The sequence below is a fragment of the Streptomyces sp. CB02261 genome (genome assembly GCF_001905665.1).
Lineage (GTDB): Bacteria > Actinomycetota > Actinomycetes > Streptomycetales > Streptomycetaceae > Streptomyces.
On the sequence record NZ_LIVX01000006.1, the window covers coordinates 481,892 to 496,365 of the forward strand.

A 14,474-nucleotide genomic window follows, 5' to 3' on the forward strand; every position below is an offset into this window, starting at 1 on the left:
CTCCCGGCGGGTCGACCGTCCTCCGTCCTTCACCAGGTCATCCGTCCCGGACTCTTGACTCGGTCCGTCGACACCGCGATCCTCGGGGCGCCCGGTACACCCCCACCGACCGGAGGCATCGCTGACCATGACTCGACCCCACTCGCGCGGGACGGGCGGCCGATCCGCTCTCCTGGCGCTGTTCCTCGCCCTGGCCGCCGTCCTCTTCGGCTCCGGTCCCGTGCCCGCGGCGGACGCCGCCGGCTCGTGGTGGGAGCCCACCGCCCGGCCCGCGACCGACTCGCGGATCAACGTCACGGGCGCGCCGTTCACGGGAACGGACGCGCAGGGGAAGGTGCGCGGCTTCGTCGACGCGCACAACCACCTCATGTCCGACGAGGGCTTCGGCGGCCGTCTGATCTGTGGCCGGACCTTCGCGGCGGGCGGCGCCGCCGAAGCGCTCAAGGACTGTCCCGAGCACTATCCCGACGGTTCGGGCGCGCTGTTCGAGAACATCACCGGCGGCTCCGACGGCCATCACGACCCGGTCGGCTGGCCGACGTTCAGGGACTGGCCCGCCCACGACTCGCTGACGCACCAGCAGAACTACTACGCGTGGGTGGAGCGCGCCTGGCGCGGCGGGCAACGCGTCCTCGTCAACGACCTGGTGACGAACGGCCTGATCTGCTCGATCCTGCCCCGGGACCGGAGCTGCGACGAGATGACGTCGATCCGCCTCCAGGCCCGTAAGACGTACGAGCTCCAGGACTACGTCGACGGGATGTACGGCGGCCCCGGCAAGGGCTGGTTCCGGATCGTCACCTCCGCCGCGCAGGCCCGCTCGGTGGTCGAGCAGGGCAAGCTCGCGGTCGTCCTGGGCGTGGAGACCTCGGAGCCGTTCGGCTGCAAGCAGATCCTCGACGTGGCCCAGTGCGACAAGGAGGACATCGACCGCGGCCTGGACGAGCTGTACGGGCTCGGGGTCCGCAGCATGTTCCTCTGCCACAAGTTCGACAACGCGCTGTGCGGCGTCCGCTTCGACTCCGGGGCCATCGGCACCGCTGTCAACATCGGCCAGTTCTTGTCCACGGGCACGTTCTGGGCCACGGAGAAGTGCGCGGGCCCTCAGCACGACAACCCGATCGGTCTCGCGGCCGCCCCGGTGATGGCCTCCAAGCTGCCGCCCGGCGTCAGCGTCCCCTCGTACGCCTCCGACGCCCGGTGCAACACCCGCGGGCTGAGCAGGCTCGGCGAGTACGCGCTGCGGGGCATGATGGACCGCGGGATGATGCTGGAGCTCGACCACATGAGCGTGAAGGCGGCCGGGCGGGCGCTCGACATCCTGGAGTCCGAGGAGTACCCGGGTGTCCTGTCCAGCCACAGCTGGATGGACCTGGACTGGACGGAGCGGCTCTACCGCCTGGGCGGGTTCGTCGCCCAGTACATGCACGGCGCCGAGGGCTTCATCGGGGAGGCGGGCCAGAAGGCCGCGCTGCGCGAGAAGTACGGGGTCGGTCTGGGGTACGGCACCGACATGAACGGCGTCGGCGGCTGGCCGGGTCCGGTCGGCACGGGCGCGCCGAACGCGGTCAGGTACCCGTTCCGCAGCGTCGACGGAGGGTCCGTGCTCGATCGTCAGGTGACGGGCGAGCGCACCTGGGACCTGAACACCGACGGTGCCGCGCACCAGGGCCTGGTGCCGGACTGGATCGAGCAGATCCGGCTCACGGCCGGCGGCCCGGGGATCGTGGACGAGCTGGCCGGTGGCGCGGAGTCGTATCTGGGCACCTGGAAGGCGACCGAGGACCACGAGCCGGGCGTGAATCTGGCGGCGGGCGCGCCGGCTTCGGCCAGTTCCTCGGAGTGGAACCCGTTCACGAGCTACGTACCGGGCCGCGCCGTCGACGGCGATGTCGGCACGCGCTGGGCGAGCAACTGGTCGGACGACCAGTGGTTGGGCGTGGACCTCGGGGCCGTCCGCCGGGTCGGCCGGGTCACGCTCGACTGGGAGCGGGCGTACGCGCGTCAGTACCGGATCGAGGTGTCCGAGAACGGCACGGACTGGCGGACGGTGTGGTCCACGACCGCAGGGGACGGCGGGTACGACACGGCGGAGTTCCCGTCGACGTCGGCGCGCTACGTCCGGATCCACGGCGAACGGCGGGCGACGCAGTGGGGCTACTCGCTCCACGAGGTCGCCGTCCACAGGGGCTGAGGGCGGACGCGGGCGGGGCCGTCCGGATCGCGAGCCGGTCCGGGCGGCCCCGCCGTCGTCGCTCAACCGCCGTCCACGCCGGTCCAGTCGGCGGGGATACGGGCCAGCCGGACCCGCTGGGGATGGTCGCCGACGTCCACGGAGGCGACGCGCCGACCGGTGGCGAAGTCGATCGCGGTCACCCGGTCGGCCCCGCTCTCGGAGACGACACAGGACCGCCCGTCGCCGCTGACGGTCGCCCAGTACGGCTTGGACGCCTCGACGAGCGGGCCCTCCTGGAGCGTGGCGCGGTCGACCACCGTGGCGTAGTCGTCCATCGTCCCGGCGACGCAGATCTTGCTGCCGTCGGGACTCATCGAGAGGCCGTGATGGCGCGAGTCGTTGACCCAGGTGGTGCGGTCGGGATCGGTCGCCGGGTTGCCGGGGAGGGCTTTGAGACGGGTGATGCGGTCCGTGGCGATGTCGTACTCCAGGAAGCCGTTGAGGAAGGAGACCTGGAAGTAGAGCTTCGTCTCGTCCGGCGTGAACACGAGCGGGCGGACGGCGTCGGAGAGGTCGCCGCGCCCGAAGGCGTCGAGTCGCCCGCGCATGTCGATGACGCGGACGGTCCGGAAGGTGTGGGCGTCGACCACGGTGATGCGGCGGTCGCCCTTGGTCCAGTCGAGCCAGGGCGCGTCGAGGGCGGTGGTGACCTCGCCGATGGACATGTTCCACAGGAGGCCGTCGGAGGTGAAGACGTTCTCGTGCGGCTTGTCGCCCGTCGCGAAGGAGCCGAGTTCGCGGCCGGTCGTGATGTCGAGGACGTGGACCGTGTTCGCCGTGGAGGCGGAGACCGCGACGCGGGTGCCGTCCGGCGAGACGGCCATGTGGTCGGCGCGGTATCCGGCCACGGGGAAGCGCCAGTTGATGCGTCCGGTGCGCAGGTCGAGGGAGACGACGTCGGCGAAGCTGGGCCGGGAGACGACCATGGCAGAGCCGTCGGGGGTCGCGTACATGTCGTCGACGAACTGGTCGTGACCCTCCCCCGGTCCGTTGCGGACGCCGAGGAAGAAGGCGAGTTTGACGGGGTTGAGGTAGATCTCCCGGAGGCGCTGCTCCTTGTCGGGGATCACGTTCAGGCGGCCGATGCGGCGGAAGTCGCCCTGGGCGGCGATGACGTCGGCCGTTCCGTCCCAGTTGTTGCCGACGAACATCGCCTCGCGGAGCCCGGCGGGCGCCGGCCCCTCGGGCGCGGCCGCACCCGTGCCGCCGACGCCGGCGACGAGGGCGAGGGCGACCGCCACGGCCGCGGTGAGGCGTCGGCCGGGGCGGTGGGGGCGGGTGCGGCGCGGCCGGGTGTCCGGCGCGCGGTGGCTCGACGTACGGGGAGAGGGCATTCGGGGTCCTTCTTCCGGCTCGAAGGAGTGACGTGAGGCGTGACTTACCCGAAGTAACCATGTACATGACAAGACCCGCAAGTCCTTCTCCCACCCCGTTTTCACACCCGGCCCGACCCGGAATCCGCCCGTCCCCACCTCTCCCCCGTGCCCCGTCACGGCCTCGGGTGGGAGATCATGGAATCCGGAACCCAGAAGGGACGGAACGGACGATGAGGCACCGCAGTGTCGCCGACCTGATGACGCCGACCGCGGTGGCGGTGCAGCCCGGGACGTCGTTCAAGGAGATCGCGCGGCTCCTCGACGAGTACGGCATCACCGCGGTCCCCGTGGTCGACGAGGAGAACCGGCCCGTCGGCGTGGTCTCCGAGGCGGACCTCCTGCGGCGGCACACGGCGAAGGACGGCCCGAGCACGGCCGACGCGATGATGTCGAGCCCCGTGGTGACGGCCCGGCCCTCATGGACGGCGGTCGAGGCCGCCCGCCTCATGGAGCGGCACCGGGTCAAGCGGCTGCCGGTGGTCGACGCGGACGGGCGGCTCATCGGGGTGCTGAGCCGGAGCGATCTGCTCCAGCTTTTCCTGCGCAGGGACCGCTCGATCCAGGAGGAGATCCGCGAGGACGTCGTCGTCCGCATCCTGCGCCTCTCCCCCTCCGCCGTGCACATCGACGTCGACGAGGGCCGGGTGACGCTCAGCGGCACGCTGGACCGGCCCGGGCTCGGCCCGATCATCGTCCGGCTGTGCGAGACGGTGGACGGGGTGGTGGAGGTCGAGGACCGCCTGACGTACGAGGCGGCCGAGACGGCTCCGGTGGCGCCGGAGGGGGTGGAGGCGGTTCCGTCGCCCCCGGAGGGAGTGGAGGGGGCGCGGTCGTCGGCGGACGGAGCGGAGGCGGTCACGGCGGTTCCGCCGTCGCCGGACACGGCGGAAGCGGCCGGGGCCGCGGACCCGGGACGGTTCGACGGACCGGGGCTGGACGGGCCGAGGTCCTGACACGCGCCGCGTGGGCGGGGCGAGGCCTGACGGCCGCCCTCGTGCGGACCGAGACTCTGAACCCGCGCTCGCGTGGGCGTGACGTGGCGACGACGGTCGCCCGCGTACGAGCCGAAGCCCCGAACCCACGCTCGCGTGGGCGTGGCGGCCCCCGCGCCGGCCACCCCGGCGGGAGCAGGGCCCGGCGGGTCGTCGACGCCTCGCCGGGCCCTCGCCGCGGGCGGCGGTCCCGTCAGGAAACCGCCTCCCAGCCTCGCCGCGGACGGCGGTCCCTCAGGAGACCGCCTCCGGCCAGCCGTATCCGGGGCCGGTGTGCTGGGGTACGGTTCCCGCGCCCACCGCCTCCATCTCGCGGTTGGCCTCCCGCATCAGCTTGCCGGCCAGGTCCTTCATCGCCCGGCTCGCGGCGAGCTCGTCGCCGATCGCCGGCACGTCCACGTCCGCCGGGTTGCACCGGGCGGAGCCGTGGCCCGTGAGGGTCGAGTTCCCGGTGGTCAGCCGGGCCTCGGCCTTGGTCCTGCCGCCCTCCTCGACCAGTTCCACGCCGACCGTCCACTCCAGGTTGCGGGTCATGGCCTGCCTCCTCGCACGCCGGGCCGCGCGGAACCTCGGCACGGCCCCGTTCCTCTCCCTCCAGGATCCATCCCCGGAGGCCGGGACGCACGCGCACCGGCCTCCGACCTGCGCCCGTGACGCCACCACGCCGTCGGACCATGTCAACTCCGCAGGTGTGAGGCCCCGTTGAGGTCGAGGATCGCACCGGACGACCACTCGGCGGCGGGAGAGGCCAGCCACAGCACCGCGGCCGCGATCTCGGCGGGCTCGGCCACCCGGCCGAAGGGGCTCTGGCCGAGGATCGCGGCGCCCTCGGGCCCCTCCAGTCGGGGCGCGACGCGCTCCGTGGCGAAGAAGCCGGGCGCCACCGAGGCGACGGCGATCCCGTACGGGGCGAGGGAGACCGCGAGCGACTGCCCCAGCGCGTGGACGGCGGCTTTGGTCGCCCCGTAGGCCGGGTGGTCGGGCTCGCCGCGGAAGGCACCCCGGGAGCCGATGTTGACGATCCGGCCACCCGAACCCTGGTCGATCATCCGCCGGGCCGCGAGATGGCTGAGGTTCGCCGTGGCGAGCAGGTTCACGGACACGTGCCGCTGCCAGACCTCCACCCACTCCTCGTACGGTGTCTCGGCGAGGGGGTGGCGGAGGTTCACCGCCGCGTTGTTGACCAGTACGTCGATCCCCCCGAGCGCCTCGGCCGCCGCGCCGACCACGGCCACGGCTCCCGCCGGGTCCGCGAGGTCGCCGCCGACCAGGGTGTGGCCCGTGCCGTCGAGAGAGTCCAGGGTGGCGCGGGCCTCGTCGGCGCGCGAGCCGAAGTGGACGGCGACCCGGTCGCCGTTGGCCGCGAACGCCCGGGCGACGGCCCGCCCGAGACCGCGCGATGCACCACTGACGAGGACGCGACGGCCCGATGCGGGCAGGTTCATGGGATGCCTTCCGGTCGGGTACGTACCGCCGGGCATTCTGCCCGCCACCAGCCGGAACGCCGGACCCGGGGGCTGGGTCCGTGAAGTGACGGGCACCCTGGTGACCGGCGCCGCCGGGGCGTCCGGATGATGTCTGTCATGATCGATACACCCCGCGTCGCCGGCACCTCCCGGCGCAGCCTGCTCACCGCCCTCACCGCCACCGCGGCGGCGGTTCCCCTCGCGTCCCTGACCGCCACCCCCGCGCGCGCCGCGCAGGCGGGTGCTCCGGCCGCCGCGCCGGCCGTGGCGCCCCCCACCGCCCCCGTGACCGGGCTCGGCGGTCCCAGATCCGCCGTGACCGTCGCGCGTCTCGGCGCCGACTGGTTCGGTCCCGTGACGCTCGGCGCCCTCACCACCGGCGTACTGCCCGGCACCCCGGCCCGTACCGAGGTGACCTCCGGCGGCAAGCGCGTCGCGCTCCTGACGCACGGCGCCCGCACCGTGGTCCTCCCCGGCCCCGAGCGCACCTTCACCGAGGACAAGCGGCTCTTCGCCGACGACTTCCAGCGCACCCTGCCGGACCCGGCGCTCCCCGAGGCCGACCGGGTGTACTGGGGCACCGCCCCCGGCGGCGGCGGGTGGACCACGCTCGGCGGCTCCGCCACCGACTTCTCGGTGACCCCCGGCGCCGGCGTCATCAGCCTCACCACCGACTACGCGAGCCGCCACGCCAGCATCCGCGACGGTGAGATCACCGATGTCGACGTGCGCGCGGTCGCCGGGTTCGACAAGGTGCCCACCGGTCAGGCGTGCTCGTACGCCCTGTCCTTCGGCTACCAGGACTCGCACAACAACTACCGGGCCCGGCTGTCCTTCACCACCACCGGGGCCGTCGAGCTCCGCGTCGAGAAGGAGGTCGCCGACGCCGTCACGCAGCTGGCTCCCGCCGTCTCCCTGGCCACGGGCGTCCCCGCGGGCACGAACTGGACCATAAGGGTCCGCCGCGAGGGCACCAGGATCCAGGTCAAGGCCTGGCGCACGGCCACCGCCGAGCCCGCCGCCTGGACCACCGAGACCGACGACGCCACCTTCACCAAGGGCCGGGTGGGCCTGCGCGCCCTCGCCAACGACGGCTGCACCAACCTGCCGGTCAAGCTGACCGTCAGCCGTTTCGAGGTCACCGACGCGACCTGGGAGGCCCCGCCGACGGTCACCCACAGCGACTGGGTGCGCGTCCTGGACCAGCCGTTCGACGGCACCTGGACCCCCGCCGTCGAGGCCCAGATCCGTGCCTGGGCCGGTTCGACCGCCCCCGACGTGCTCGCCTACGCGGCCATGTTCCTGCCGGGCGCGCCGGCGGTGAACGCGGGCGCGGGCACCGCCGCGGGCAAGCAGGTCCTGGGCCAGGCCGGCTACGGCTACCTCGACCCGCAGGGCAACCGCTACGAGGGCGCCGACTTCCACGAGTACATGAACCTCGGCTGGACCTTCCCGGACGGCACGTACACCGGCCCGTCCAGCAAGCAGGTCGGCAACCTGGACTGCTCCGGCTACACGCGCATGGTGTTCGGCTACCACCACAAGGTGCCGCTGGCCGCCGGCTCCGACACCTCCGGGACACGGCTGCCGCGCAAGTCCCGCGACATGGTGGACCACGCGCCGGGTGTCCGCGTCGACCGGACGGCCGGCGGCACCCCGCCGGCCGCGGCACAGCTGCAGCCGGGCGACCTCGTCCTCTTCAACGCCGACTCGGGTGACGACAGCACGACGGTCACGGTCGACCACGTCGGCATCTACCTCGGCAAGGACACGAACGGCAGGCGCCGCTTCCTCTCCAGCCGCAAGACCGGCAACGGGCCCACCATGTCGGACCTGGCGGGCTCCTCCACCCTGGACGGCACGGGCACGTACGCCACGAAGCTGCACACCGTCCACCGGATCTGACGCACGGCCCGGCACCCCGCCGGGCCCACGCGCTCCCCGCGGCGCGGACACGGGACGGTCGGGCCCGGGACGGTCGGGCCCGGCCCGGCGTCCGTGTCCGCGCCGCGGGGAACGCCCCCGCACGGGATGGCGCGTTGGAAAGCTCTCCGGGACGGGACTACGTTCGGGGACATCGCCACACCGGCGGTCCCGGCCGGGGCCCCGGCCGTGCGATCACGCCCTCGGGCCGGACCCTGGCCCCGTACCTCCCGGGAGAACCGACATGCCCAAGATCCTTTTCGTGATGACCGGCGCCGACCACTGGACCCTCGCGGACGGTACGAAGCACCCGACCGGCTTCTGGGCCGAGGAGGCCGCCGCTCCGTACGAGGCGTTCACCGGCGCCGGGTACGAGGTCGTCGTCGCCACGCCCGGCGGTGTCGTCCCCACCGTCGACAGGGGCAGCCTCGCCCCCGAGGTCAACGGCGGGCAGGAGGGCGCCGACAAGGTGGCCGCCACGCTCGACTCGATGACCGCGCTCCGGCACCCGCTCCGGCTCGAGGACGTCGACCCGGCCGAGTACGCCGCCGTGTTCTACCCGGGCGGCCACGGCCCCATGGAGGACCTCGCCACCGACGCGACCTCCGGCAGGCTGCTGGTCGCCGCCTTGCGCTCCGGCAGGCCGCTGGCCGTCGTCTGCCACGGTCCGGCGGCGCTCCTGGCCGCCACGGACGACGGCGGCGCGAACGCCTTCGCCGGCTATCGGGTCGCCGCCTTCACCAACGACGAGGAGACGCAGGCGGGATTCGCCGACAAGGCGAAGTGGCTCCTGGAGAACCGCCTCGGCGAGGCCGGTGTGGACGTCCAGGTGGGCGAGCCGTGGGTGCCGAACGTGGTCGTCGACCGCAACCTCATCACCGGCCAGAACCCCGCGTCCTCGGCTCCGCTCGCCGCCGAGGTCCTCAAGACCCTGGGCGGCTGACGGGCGCGACCTCGCGGGTCGCGTGACGGCGGCGGTCCCTGCGCCTGGGCCGGCGGCCGACCGGCGTCGTCCGCCCGCGAGGCTCACCCCGCGCGTACGGCGGGCCGGTCGACGGCGCCGGCGGCGGCGCGGCGCCAGGCGGATTCGCGGAGCAGGCGCAGCCCGTTGAGCCCCACGAGGACGGTGGAGCCCTCGTGGCCGAGGACGCCGAGGGGCAGCGGCAGGCTGCCCAGGAGGTCCCAGAGCACCAGGACCGTGATGAAGGCGCCCGCGATGACGAGGTTCTGCACGACCAGGGCGCGGGCGCGGCGGGAGAGCGCGACGACGGTGGGGACGGTGGCGAGTTCGTCCCGGACGATCACCGCGTCGGCGGTCTCCAGGGCGAGGTCGGAGCCCGCGCGGCCCATGGCGATGCCGATGTGGGCGGCGGCCAGGGCGGGCGCGTCGTTGACGCCGTCGCCGATCACCATGACCCTGCGTCCCGCCCGCTCCTGGTCCTGGACGGCGGCGACCTTGTCCTGTGGCAGGAGACCGGCGCGGACGTCGGAGATGCCGACGGCGGCGGCCAGGCGGGCGGCGGCACGGGGGTTGTCGCCGGTGAGCAGCGTCGGTGCGGTGCCGGTCAGGTCGGTCAGGGCCGCGACGGTGGCGGTGGCGTCCGGGCGGAGCCGGTCCTCGATGCCAAGGACGCCGGCCGGCGCTCCGTCCACCGTGACGAGTACGGCCGTGTGTCCGTCGGCCTCGAGGCCGGCCGCCACGTCGGCGGCTCGGGTGGAGAGCGCGTCCTCGGCGCCGTGCAGGAGCCGGGCGGGGGCGCCGACCCGGACGGTTCGGCCGCCGACGGTGGCGGTGACACCGACGCCGGGCGTGGAGACGAAGTCCTCGGCCGGCGCGAGCCGGTGACCGCGGGCGTGGGCGGCGAGGACGACCGCGCGGGCCAGCGGGTGCTCGCTGGGGTGTTCGGCGGCGGCCGCGAGTGCAAGGAGCCCGTCCGCGTCCAGGCCGGACGTGGCGGTCCCGCCCTTCCCGTCGGCTCCGACCGCCTCCTCCCGCCCGCTCGTCGCCGACTCGGACCCGTCCTCGCCGGACAGGAGACGGACGGCGGTGACGCGTGGTGTGCCCTCGGTCAGCGTGCCCGTCTTGTCGAGGGCCACCGCGTCGATCTGTCCCAGGCGCTCCATCACCACGGCGGACTTCACCAGTACCCCGTGCCGGCCGGCGTTCGCGAGGGCCGAGAGCAGTGGGGGCATGGTGGCCAGGACCACGGCGCACGGCGAGGCGACGATCATGAAGGTCATGGCCCGGAGCAGGGAGTCGTTCAGTCCGGCGTCGAACGCCAGGGGGACCAGGAAGACGGCCAGGGTGGCCGCGACCATGCCGAGGGAGTACCGCTGCTCGATCTTCTCGATGAACAGCTGCGTGGGCGCCTTGGTCGCGGAGGCTTCCTCGACCATCCGTACGATCCGGGCGATCACCGAGTCCGAGGCGTCCCGCCCGACCCCGACCCGCAGCACGCCCGTGCCGTTGAGGGTGCCCGCGAAGACCTCGTCACCGGGCTCCTTGACCACGGGCAGGGGCTCGCCGGTGATGGTGGCCTGGTCGACCTCGCTCGCCCCCGCCAGGACGCGGCCGTCGGCGCCGACGCGCTCACCGGGGCGGATCACGATGACGTCCCCGACCACCAGGTCCGCGGTCGGCACGCTCTCCTCGGCGTCGTCGGCCAGGAGCCGGGTGGCGGTGGCCGGGGCGAGGTCGAGCAGGCCGCGTACCGAGTCCTCGGTCCGGGCGGTCGCCACCGCTTCCAGGGCCCCGGAGGTCGCGAAGATCACGATCAGCAGCGCCCCGTCGAGGACCTGCCCGATGGCGGCCGCGCCGAGGGCGGCGACCACCATCAGCAGGTCCACGTCCAGGGTCTTGTCCCGCAGCGCCTTCAGGCCCTCCCACGCGGGCTCCCAGCCGCCGGTGAGATAGGTGGCGGCGAAGAGCGGACCCCACGTCCACGCCGGGGCGCCGAGAAGGGCCAGGGGGAGGCCGGCCAGGAACAGCAGCAGGGCGGCCAGGGCCCAGCGGGCCTCCGGCAGCGCCAGGACGCGGGTGCGCCGCCGTACGTCCACCGTGTCGGCGGACGGGGGTGCGGGCTGGGTCAGCGTGGAGGCCATGACAAAGGGAGTCCCTTCACGGGAGGAGCGGTACAGCCTCACCGTACAGGAACACTTGAACATCCATTCATGTGTTCATTTCCGTAGGATGCTGCCATGGGCCATGGAGTGAACGCACCGGACAGCAGCGCGGGACCGCGCACCCGCCTGACCCCCGAGAACGCGCAGCAGGTCGCCACCACGCTCCAGGCGCTGTCCACCCCGTCGAGGCTCCTGATCCTGGCGCGCCTGCGCGAGGGACCCTGTGCGGCGACGGAGCTCGCGGACGCCGTCGGCATGGAGCAGTCGGCGTGCTCCCATCAGCTGCGCCTGTTGCGCAACCTCGGCCTCGTCACCGGCACCCGCGAGGGCCGTTCCGTCGTCTACGCCCTCCACGACGACCACGTCGCCGGCCTCCTCGACCAGGCCCTCTACCACGTGGAACACCTGCGCCTCGGCATGACCGACACGGCGGCCGGGACGCGTTGACACGACGGTCGGCCCAGCCCGGCCGGCGAGCACCCGGGGGCCCAAGCGACGAGGCCACGGGTCGTCAACCTGACAGCGATCCGGGTGACGGCCGCTGACCTGCCCCTTTCCGGGCCGTACGCGGGTGAGGCCGTGAGGCTGCGCTAGACACGACGCGTGGCGGGTGGACTCTCAGGCAGGAGCGTCGACCGACGGACCGTCAAGAGGAGCCGGAGCAGGCCATGAAGGACTTCGCGTCGATCCCCACCGCTCCCCGCGCGCTCCCCCTGGTCGGGCACGTCGTGCCGCTGCTGCGGGACCCGCTGGCGTTCCTGAACTCGCTGCCCGCCCACGGCGAACTCGTCCGCATCCGGCTCGGCCCCCTCAGCGTCGTCGTGATCTGCGATCCGGAACTGACCCGGCGCGCCCTGCTGGACGACCGCGTCTTCGACAAGGGCGGCCCGCTCTACGACCGCCTGCGGGAAGTGATCGGCGTCGGCGTGGTCTCCTGCCCGCACCAGGCGCATCGCCGGCTGCGGCGGCTGTCCCAGCCCGCCTTCCACCAGGCCCGGCTCCCGGACTACGCACGGGCCATGACCGCGTGCGTACGGGAGACGACCGACTCCTGGAGTCCCGGCCAGATCATCGATGTGCCCGCCGAGATGATGGCGACCAGCTCCAGGATCATCACCGCCACCCTGTTCTCCGACACCCTGCCCTCGACCGCGCACGGCCGGCTCGTCGACGACGTCACCACCGTGGTCAAGAGCCTGTATCAGCGCATGTTCCTGATCCCGCCGCTCGACCGTCTGCCCACCCCCGGCAATCGCGCCCACCTCGCCGCCCGCGCCCGCCTCCACGACACCGTCGAGCGCGTCATCGCGCGGCGCCGCGCCGACGGCGCCGACTACGGTGACCTGCTCTCGGCCCTGGTGGCGGCCCACGACCCCGAGGACGAGGGCCCCGGTATGACCGGCGCCGAGATCAGCGACACGATCGTCTCCTTCATCCTGGCCGGCATCGAGAGCACCGCCGCCACGCTGTCCTCGGCGCTCGACCTGCTGGCCCGTCACCCCGGCGTCGAGCAGGGGGTGCACGCCGAGGTCGACGCCGTCCTGGACGGCGCGCCGGCCACCTACGCCGACCTGCCGCGTCTGGCGCTGACCGAGCGCGTCATCACCGAAACCCTCCGGCTGCGCCCGCCGGGCTGGTTCTTCACCCGGGTGGTGACCGTCGACACGCACCTCGGCGGATACCTGCTGCCGGCCGGGACCAGCGTCGCGTACAGCCCTTACCTCATCCACCACCGGCCCGACCTCCACCACGATCCCGAGACCTTCGCCCCGGACCGCTGGGCCACCACGCTCGCCCAGCCGCCGCGTCACGCCTTCCTGCCCTTCGCCGCGGGCGCCCGCAAATGCATCGGGGACTCGTTCAGCATGATCGAGGCCACCCTCGCCCTCGCGACCATCGCCTCCCGATGGCGCCTGGAGCACATGTCGGAGCACCGAGGGCGTCTCGCCGCGGCGGTGACGCTCGAACTCCGCGACCTGCACATGCGGGTACGGCCACGCGCCGCGACGCCCGGAGCGGCCGCCCGCTCCACCGAGGGGCGACCCTGACCGGCGCTGCCCGAACGGGCAGGGCCGTCAGCGGGGGGACTGCTCGTACCGATGGAGCACCGCCAGGGACTCCATCTGCTTCGCCGCCGGCAGTACGGTGCCCAGGGCGGCGCTCGCGGTGATCAGCAGAGTCGTCACGCCGAGGGCGTACCGCCCGGCCGGCCCGTCGAACACCATGAGCGTGACGACGGGGACGAGGGCCACGGCCGTCATGCAGAGCGCGGCGGCCAGTCCGATCCGCAGCCGGACGTAGCCGATGTACTCGGCGGTCTGCCGGCCCGGGCGGATGCCGGGGACGAAGAGGCCCGACTGCTTCAAGCGGTCCGCGAGTTCGGCGGCGCCCGGCTCGATGCCCGCCCGGAGCCACGCGTGCGCGAAGACGACCAGGAGGTACGCGGGCAGCGGCCACGGTCCCAGTGGGGCGGGCACCAGGAGCAGCAGCGACGCGGTCACCATCACGCCGAGGCCGCCCTGTCCGCCCCTGACCGGCACGTACGTCGGCGTCGGGCCGAACAGGCGGCGGCCGGCCATCCGCCGGGCCTGCTGCACCGGAATCCGCCGCTCCCCCTGCTGCACCATGACGACGACCGCCACCATGACCACGAGGGCGAGGGCGACGAGAAGGACGAGGACGACGCCCCGCGTGCCTCCGGTCTCCCGCGCGGCGTTCAGCACCTGGTCCGGGACGACCGCGGCGATCTGGGCGAGAAAGAGGACGGAGAACCCCTCACCGACGCCCCGGGCCGTGATCAGCCCGCCCAACAGCACGACCACCGCCGTCCCCGCCGTCATGCAGGCCGCCAGCACGACCGGCACGAGCGGGCCGTGCGCTTCGGCGTGGAGCAGGGACGAGTCGTCCGGGGCGCAGACGCCGGTGAGCGGGACGCATCCGCCGTCGGTCACCGCGACCGCCACCACCACGGCGAACGCGGCGGCCAGGAGGACGGCCGTCCACCGGGTGCCGCGCGCGATCACGGCGGCGCCCTCCTCGCCGGCCGCCCGCAGCGCCCCCATGCGCGGGACCAGCGGAGCGACGACCTCCATGACGAGGCGGGCGGCGACGACGGGGACGATCCCGAAGGCGAACACCGAGAGCTGCCCCAGCCCACCGCCGGTCAGCAACTCGACGAGGCCGTGGAGCGGGCCCCCTCCCCCGTCGCCCGCGGCTGTCTCGTCCGCCGCCCCGCCGCGTACGCCCGGCAGGGGCAGGGTCTGCCCCAGCCGGAAGAGCACGACGGCGAGCACCGTCCACAGCAGTCGCCTCCGCAGCGCGGGCACGCGCAGCGCTCGTACGAGCATGACCGACCCCC

The 14,474-nt window shown here is 73.6% G+C and carries 10 protein-coding genes and 1 pseudogene; 6 read left to right on the plus strand and 5 right to left on the minus strand.

Features of this window, described 5'->3' with window-relative positions; translation table 11 throughout:
* Positions 1 to 127: 127 nt before the first annotated feature.
* Positions 128 to 2,194: a galactose-binding domain-containing protein gene (locus AMK29_RS22435; RefSeq protein WP_073815700.1), complete on the plus strand. Its 2,067-nt coding sequence runs from the start codon at positions 128 to 130 to the stop codon at positions 2,192 to 2,194.
* A 62-nt stretch (positions 2,195 to 2,256) separates the two neighbouring features.
* Here AMK29_RS22435 and AMK29_RS22440 read toward each other — a convergent pair whose 3' ends face one another.
* Positions 2,257 to 3,570, minus strand: a complete 1,314-nt coding sequence (locus AMK29_RS22440) for a YncE family protein (RefSeq protein WP_073815702.1) — start codon at positions 3,568 to 3,570, stop codon at positions 2,257 to 2,259.
* A gap of 212 nt (positions 3,571 to 3,782) precedes the next feature.
* Here AMK29_RS22440 and AMK29_RS22445 point away from each other — a divergent pair.
* Positions 3,783 to 4,388: pseudogene (locus tag AMK29_RS22445) on the plus strand (CBS domain-containing protein); the annotation flags it as partial.
* 450 nt (positions 4,389 to 4,838) lie between these two features.
* Here AMK29_RS22445 and AMK29_RS22450 read toward each other — a convergent pair.
* Positions 4,839 to 5,138, minus strand: coding sequence for a DUF1876 domain-containing protein (locus AMK29_RS22450; RefSeq protein ID WP_073815705.1), 300 nt, complete (start codon positions 5,136 to 5,138; stop codon positions 4,839 to 4,841).
* A 143-nt stretch (positions 5,139 to 5,281) separates the two neighbouring features.
* The gene (locus tag AMK29_RS22455; RefSeq protein WP_073815707.1) at positions 5,282 to 6,049 is read right to left on the minus strand and encodes an SDR family NAD(P)-dependent oxidoreductase; all 768 of its coding nucleotides are present in this window, start codon (positions 6,047 to 6,049) and stop codon (positions 5,282 to 5,284) included.
* Between the two features lie 138 nt (positions 6,050 to 6,187).
* Here AMK29_RS22455 and AMK29_RS22460 point away from each other — a divergent pair, with 138 nt between their 5' ends.
* A complete protein-coding gene (locus tag AMK29_RS22460; protein ID WP_073815709.1) occupies positions 6,188 to 7,975 on the plus strand; it encodes an NlpC/P60 family protein in 1,788 nt (595 codons plus the stop codon).
* 262 nt (positions 7,976 to 8,237) lie between these two features.
* Entirely contained in the window at positions 8,238 to 8,936 is a 699-nt protein-coding gene (locus AMK29_RS22465) for a type 1 glutamine amidotransferase domain-containing protein (protein WP_073815712.1), read from the plus strand.
* Between the two features lie 83 nt (positions 8,937 to 9,019).
* Here the strand turns inward: AMK29_RS22465 and AMK29_RS22470 are convergent, their stop codons facing one another.
* Positions 9,020 to 11,095: a heavy metal translocating P-type ATPase gene (locus AMK29_RS22470; RefSeq protein WP_073815714.1), complete on the minus strand. Its 2,076-nt coding sequence runs from the start codon at positions 11,093 to 11,095 to the stop codon at positions 9,020 to 9,022.
* Between the two features lie 96 nt (positions 11,096 to 11,191).
* Here AMK29_RS22470 and AMK29_RS22475 point away from each other — a divergent pair, with 96 nt between their 5' ends.
* Positions 11,192 to 11,563: an ArsR/SmtB family transcription factor gene (locus AMK29_RS22475; protein ID WP_073815716.1), complete on the plus strand. Its 372-nt coding sequence runs from the start codon at positions 11,192 to 11,194 to the stop codon at positions 11,561 to 11,563.
* A gap of 221 nt (positions 11,564 to 11,784) precedes the next feature.
* Entirely contained in the window at positions 11,785 to 13,164 is a 1,380-nt protein-coding gene (locus AMK29_RS22480) for a cytochrome P450 (protein WP_073815718.1), read from the plus strand.
* A gap of 27 nt (positions 13,165 to 13,191) precedes the next feature.
* Here AMK29_RS22480 and AMK29_RS22485 read toward each other — a convergent pair whose 3' ends face one another.
* Positions 13,192 to 14,463 carry a preprotein translocase subunit SecY gene (locus tag AMK29_RS22485; RefSeq protein ID WP_073815723.1) on the minus strand — a complete coding sequence of 424 codons (1,272 nt, stop codon included), beginning with the start codon at positions 14,461 to 14,463 and terminating at the stop codon, positions 13,192 to 13,194.
* Between the last annotated feature and the right edge of the window lie 11 nt (positions 14,464 to 14,474).

Bases quoted from the DNA above. Each gene is read 5' to 3' on its own strand.
- AMK29_RS22435 (WP_073815700.1), top strand. From the start codon at position 128: ATGACTCGACCCCACTCGCGCGGGACGGGCGGCCGATCCGCTCTCCTG.
- AMK29_RS22440 (WP_073815702.1), bottom strand. From the start codon at position 3,570: ATGCCCTCTCCCCGTACGTCGAGCCACCGCGCGCCGGACACCCGGCCG.
- AMK29_RS22450 (WP_073815705.1), bottom strand. From the start codon at position 5,138: ATGACCCGCAACCTGGAGTGGACGGTCGGCGTGGAACTGGTCGAGGAG.
- AMK29_RS22455 (WP_073815707.1), bottom strand. From the start codon at position 6,049: ATGAACCTGCCCGCATCGGGCCGTCGCGTCCTCGTCAGTGGTGCATCG.
- AMK29_RS22460 (WP_073815709.1), top strand. From the start codon at position 6,188: ATGATCGATACACCCCGCGTCGCCGGCACCTCCCGGCGCAGCCTGCTC.
- AMK29_RS22465 (WP_073815712.1), top strand. From the start codon at position 8,238: ATGCCCAAGATCCTTTTCGTGATGACCGGCGCCGACCACTGGACCCTC.
- AMK29_RS22470 (WP_073815714.1), bottom strand. From the start codon at position 11,095: ATGGCCTCCACGCTGACCCAGCCCGCACCCCCGTCCGCCGACACGGTG.
- AMK29_RS22475 (WP_073815716.1), top strand. From the start codon at position 11,192: ATGGGCCATGGAGTGAACGCACCGGACAGCAGCGCGGGACCGCGCACC.
- AMK29_RS22480 (WP_073815718.1), top strand. From the start codon at position 11,785: ATGAAGGACTTCGCGTCGATCCCCACCGCTCCCCGCGCGCTCCCCCTG.
- AMK29_RS22485 (WP_073815723.1), bottom strand. From the start codon at position 14,463: ATGCTCGTACGAGCGCTGCGCGTGCCCGCGCTGCGGAGGCGACTGCTG.